The sequence below is a fragment of the Streptomyces sp. NPDC059371 genome (assembly GCF_042751995.1).
In the GTDB taxonomy this organism is placed as follows: Bacteria; Actinomycetota; Actinomycetes; order Streptomycetales; family Streptomycetaceae; genus Streptomyces.
In genome coordinates, this window is record NZ_JBHYXD010000010.1 from 55,044 (window position 1) to 60,163 (window position 5,120).

A 5,120-nucleotide genomic window follows, 5' to 3' on the forward strand; every position below is an offset into this window, starting at 1 on the left:
GGCTCGGGGCTGGTCGAGCACACCCCACACCCAGCGCCACGCCCCCGACCCGCCCCGCCCCGCCCCCGAGCCAAGGGTGGTCGGCGACCGTCAGCCGGAGCCTCCGAAGAGGCCTCCGTTGCCGTTGCCGTTTCCTCTGGTGGTACCGGTCGTGGCGGTGGCCGATGGTGAGGTGCTCACACCACCGTCCGTGCCGCCGGTATCGGTCCCGCCGGTGTCCGTGCCACCGGTGTCGGTGCCGCCGGTGTCCGTCCCGCCGTTGTTGTTGCAGTTGAAGTCGAACTTCCGGCAGGTCTCCGTCGCCGAGGGCGTGGGAGACGTCAGCGTCGCGCTCGGGGTCGGGCTCGGGCTCTCCGTCGCGCTCTCGGTGGCCGAGGGCGTCGGCGTCGGGCTCGGGGTGTCGTTGAGGACCGTACCGATCTCCTCGGGCACCGGGAAGGACTCCGCCTTCTCCCCCTTGAGGGCCACCTCCATGTAGTCCCGCCAGATCTGGGACGGGAACGAGGCACCGTGGATGGTCTTCTCGCCACCCGTGCCGTACATCTGCAGGAACTCGCGGTGCTTCTTGGTCTCGTCGTCGTCCAGGCGGTACATGCCGATCGACGTGGAGAGCTGTGGGGTGTAGCCGACGAACCAGGCGGACTTGTTGCCGTCGGTGGTACCGGTCTTGCCGGCCACCTCGCGGCCCTGGAGCTGGGCGTTGGTACCGGTGCCCTTCTCGACCACGGTCTTCAGGACGTCGGTGACGTTGTCGGCGACCGCGGGGGTGAAGGCCTCCACATCCTTCGCGATCTTGTCGTGCTGGAAGACGGTGCCGTCCTTGCTGGTCACCTTCTCCACCGAGTACGGGTCCCGCTGCTGGCCGCTGGCCGCGAAGGTGGCGTACGCCCCGGCCATACGGATCGCGCTCGGGGAGGAGGTGCCCAGGGAGAACGACGGGAACCTGGAGCTGGCGAGGCTCGACTCCTTGATGCCCGCGCGCAGGACGGCGTCCTTCACCTTGTCCAGACCCACGTCCATGCCGAGCTGGACATAGGCGGAGTTGACGGACTCGCGCATGGCCTCACGCAGGTCGATCTTGTACGTGGGCGGGTTGAGGGACTGGCCGCCGTCGTTCGTCTGCAGCCACTCCTTGCCCTTGTCGTCCGTCCAGTCGGTTCCGTTGTAGTCCTTGATCTTGAGCTTGTTCTTGCCGCTGTAGAAGCTCTTCGGAGAGACCTTCGTACGCTCGTCCTGAGCCTGCTCCGGGCCCCCGTCGGGATCCCGGACACCCCAGGACATGGCCGCGGCCAGCACGAACGGCTTGAACGTCGAACCCACCTGGGCGCCGGTCTGGTCGGCGTTGTCGGTGAAGTGCTTGGTCGCGTCCTCACCGCCGTAGATGGCCACGATCGCACCGGTCTTCGGGTCAACGGACGCCCCGCCGAACTGGACGTACTTGTCGTTCTTCGGGCGCAGCTTGGGCTTGATGTTGGCCTTCTGCACCTTCTTCACCGCGGCCTCGAGCGCGTCGACCTTCTTCTTCTCGAAGGTCGTGTGAATCTGATAGCCGCCCTGACGGAGCTTGGTCTCGGTGATCCCGGTGTCGTCGCTGTTCTTGACCAGGTACGAGTTGACCAGGTCGACCAGGTAGCCGACCTGTCCGCCGAGCGCGGCGTTCGACCGCGGAGACTGGATCGCGGGGAACTTCCTGTACTGGGCGCGCGTGGCCGCGTCCAGACGGCCGTCCTTGACCTCTTCGTCGAGGATCCACCCCCAGCGTTCCTCGGCACGCTTGCGGTTCTTCTCCTGCGTGGCGTTGACCGGGTCGATCGACTCGGCGCCCGCGGGGTCGTAGTACGTGGCGCCCTTGAGCACCGCGGCCAGGAACGCGCACTGGCTCGGGTTCAGGTCGGTGGCGTCCTTGTTGAAGTAGGCGTGGGCCGCGGCCTGGATGCCGTAGGCGTTGCGCCCGTAGTACGCGGAGTTCAGGTAGCCCGCCATGATCTGTTCCTTGGGAACCTTGGCGCCGACCTTGATGGAGACGAACAGCTCCTTGAGCTTGCGGGAGACCGTCTGCGACTGGTCCTCCAGCATCGCGTTCTTCACGTACTGCTGGGTGATGGTGGAGCCACCCTGCGTCTGACCGCCCTTGGCCATGTTCACGAAGGCGCGGGCGATACCCGTCGGGTCGACGCCGCTGTCGGTCTCGAACGTCTTGTTCTCGGCCGACATCACCGCCCACCGCATCTCCTTGGGGATCTGCGCGTAGCTGATGATCTGACGGTTGGCCTCACCACCCGTGGCGACCATCTCGCTGCCGTCGGCCCAGTAGTAGACGTTGTTCTGCGCCTTGGCGGTCTTGCCGATGTCCGGGATGCCCACGAGGGCGTACCCGACACCGGCGGCCGCGACCATGCTGCCGCAGAACCCGATGAACAGGCCCGTCACGAGCTTCCAGGACGGCACCCAGCGCGCGGCGCCGTACCGGCCCGCGCGCGGGTAGTCGATGATGCGTTTCTTGGCGGGCTCTGGAGCGCGGCCGCGGCCGCGTCCGGGACCGCCCGGGCCCTGGGGACCACCGCGTCGGCCGCCCCCTCCACCGGGGCCGCCGCCGTGACCCGCGCCGTCGGCGGCTCTGCGCCGGCTTGCGCCGCCTCCGTGCTGCGTGGCACGCCGCGCCTCGGCACGGCTGCCGAACGGGCTCTCTTCACCTCCCGGGCCATACGGAGCGGAAGGAGACCCGGTGGCGTCTCGCGGTGCCTCGCGGCGGCCTGCGGACGGGCCTGCCTGTGGCTGGCCGCGCCGGGCCGCGGCACGTCCGCCGCCCTGCGGCTGCGGCGGTTTGCGACGGTGCTCGCTCATCGAACGATTACTCCTCGGGCAGGCGCACCTTTGCGCGCCTGGAAACGGCGGCTGGTTTCCGGTCCCCCCGAAGTACGGATGCGGTCGATTGCGCATTCACCCGTACTGCACCAAAGACGTTGACGTTCTCAGACGTCACTCGGTTCCCGGTGGTGTCCATCGCGCACAGACTACGCACCGTCAAAACCCACCTAGCGTCGAAGTTCACCCCAAATCAGGCAACTTGCTTCGTATGAATCGGTGATGTGACGCCGTTCACTCTGCTCCCTCTTGTCGCATCCGCAGGGTCGTTCTATCGTGCTGATGTATCGAGTCGATACATCAGCGCGGCATAAAGACCGTGCCGACGAGTCAGCGACAGGGAGGAGGCGACGATGAGCCGGCGTGCCGGGATCCTCGAGTTCGCCGTACTCGGCCTGCTCCGCGAGTCTCCGATGCACGGCTACGAGCTGCGCAAACGACTCAATACGTCACTGGGTGTGTTCCGTGCCTTCAGTTACGGAACGCTCTACCCCTGCCTCAAGACGCTGGTCGCCAACGGCTGGTTGATCGAGGAAGAGGGATCCACACCCGAAGACGCCCTGTCGGCAACACTCGCGGGGCGTCGCGCCAAGATCGTCTACCGATTGACGGCGGAAGGTAAGGATCACTTCGAGGAGCTTCTCGCGCAGACGGGTCCCGACGCGTACGAGGACGAGCACTTCGCTGCTCGCTTCGCCTTCTTCGGGCAGACGTCACGCGATGTACGCATGCGCGTACTGGAAGGTCGCCGCAGCCGTCTGGAGGAGCGCCTCGAGAAGATGCGCGCCTCGCTGGCGCGCACCCGGGAGCGCCTCGACGACTACACGCTTGAGCTCCAGCGCCACGGAATGGAGTCCGTGGAGCGCGAAGTGCGCTGGCTGAATGAGCTCATCGAGAGTGAGCGGGCCGGCCGGGACGTCAAGCGTCCCGGCCTCGAAGGCTCCGCTCAGCAGGACAAATCATCTGGAGAGACGGGCGGCCTGCCCCGGCACCGGGACAGCCCCCGGCCGGATCCGTCCGACGACACCGCCACGTGAGACCCCGCTCGGGGTTTCACCGATAGACACAGGGAGCAACCGGAATGGGTTCGGTTCGCGTAGCCATCGTCGGCGTAGGCAACTGCGCCGCCTCGCTGGTTCAGGGCGTCGAGTACTACAAGGACGCCGACCCGGCGGCCAAGGTGCCCGGCCTGATGCACGTCCAGTTCGGCGACTACCACGTCGGTGACGTCGAGTTCGTCGCCGCGTTCGACGTCGACGCGAAGAAGGTCGGCCTCGACCTCTCCGACGCCATCGGTGCCAGCGAGAACAACACCATCAAGATCTGCGACGTCCCGAACAAGGGCGTCACGGTCCAGCGCGGTCACACCCTGGACGGTCTCGGTAAGTACTACCGCCTGACCATCGAGGAGTCCGCGGAGGCCGCGGTCGACGTGGTCCAGGTCCTGAAGGACCAGCAGGTCGACGTCCTCGTCTGCTACCTGCCCGTCGGTTCCGAGGCCGCGGCGAAGTTCTACGCCCAGTGCGCCATCGACGCCAAGGTCGCCTTCGTCAACGCTCTCCCGGTCTTCATCGCCGGCACCAAGGAGTGGGCGGACAAGTTCACCGAGGCGGGCGTCCCGATCGTCGGCGACGACATCAAGTCGCAGGTCGGCGCGACCATCACGCACCGTGTGATGGCGAAGCTGTTCGAGGACCGCGGTGTCCGTCTTGAGCGCACCATGCAGCTCAACGTCGGCGGCAACATGGACTTCAAGAACATGCTGGAGCGCGACCGCCTCGAGTCCAAGAAGATCTCGAAGACGCAGGCCGTCACCTCGCAGATCCCCGACCGTGAGCTGGGCGAGAAGAACGTCCACATCGGTCCCTCGGACTACGTGGCCTGGCTCGACGACCGCAAGTGGGCGTACGTCCGCCTCGAGGGCCGTGCCTTCGGCGACGTCCCGTTGAACCTGGAGTACAAGCTCGAGGTCTGGGACTCCCCGAACTCGGCCGGTGTCATCATCGACGCCGTGCGCGCCGCGAAGATCGCCAAGGACCGCGGTATCGGCGGCCCGATCCTCTCCGCGTCGAGCTACTTCATGAAGTCCCCGCCGGTCCAGTACTTCGACGACGAGGCCTTCGCCAACGTCGAGAAGTTCATCAAGGGCGAGGTCGAGCGCTAAGCACGATTCCGTGCTCGCTGCTGAGGAGGGGGGGGGGGGCGGGTGAGGGCGGGGGCGCCCCGCGGGGGTGGGTGGGGGAGCCCGGCGGCGC

The 5,120-nt window shown here is 67.0% G+C and carries 3 protein-coding genes; 2 read left to right on the forward strand and 1 reads right to left on the reverse strand.

The genetic code is table 11. The features are described 5' to 3' along the window. Positions 1 to 90: 90 nt before the first annotated feature. Positions 91 to 2,844: a transglycosylase domain-containing protein gene (locus ACFXGX_RS08695; RefSeq protein ID WP_384786717.1), complete on the reverse strand. Its 2,754-nt coding sequence runs from the start codon at positions 2,842 to 2,844 to the stop codon at positions 91 to 93. A gap of 374 nt (positions 2,845 to 3,218) precedes the next feature. On the opposite strand from ACFXGX_RS08695, the gene ACFXGX_RS08700 reads away from it, so the two are divergent. Then, positions 3,219 to 3,902 (forward strand): PadR family transcriptional regulator, encoded by a 684-nt coding sequence (locus ACFXGX_RS08700; RefSeq protein ID WP_384786720.1) that lies wholly within the window; start codon positions 3,219 to 3,221, stop codon positions 3,900 to 3,902. A gap of 44 nt (positions 3,903 to 3,946) precedes the next feature. Beyond that, positions 3,947 to 5,029, forward strand: a complete 1,083-nt coding sequence (locus ACFXGX_RS08705; protein ID WP_384786723.1) for an inositol-3-phosphate synthase — start codon at positions 3,947 to 3,949, stop codon at positions 5,027 to 5,029. The last annotated feature ends 91 nt before the right edge of the window (positions 5,030 to 5,120 follow it).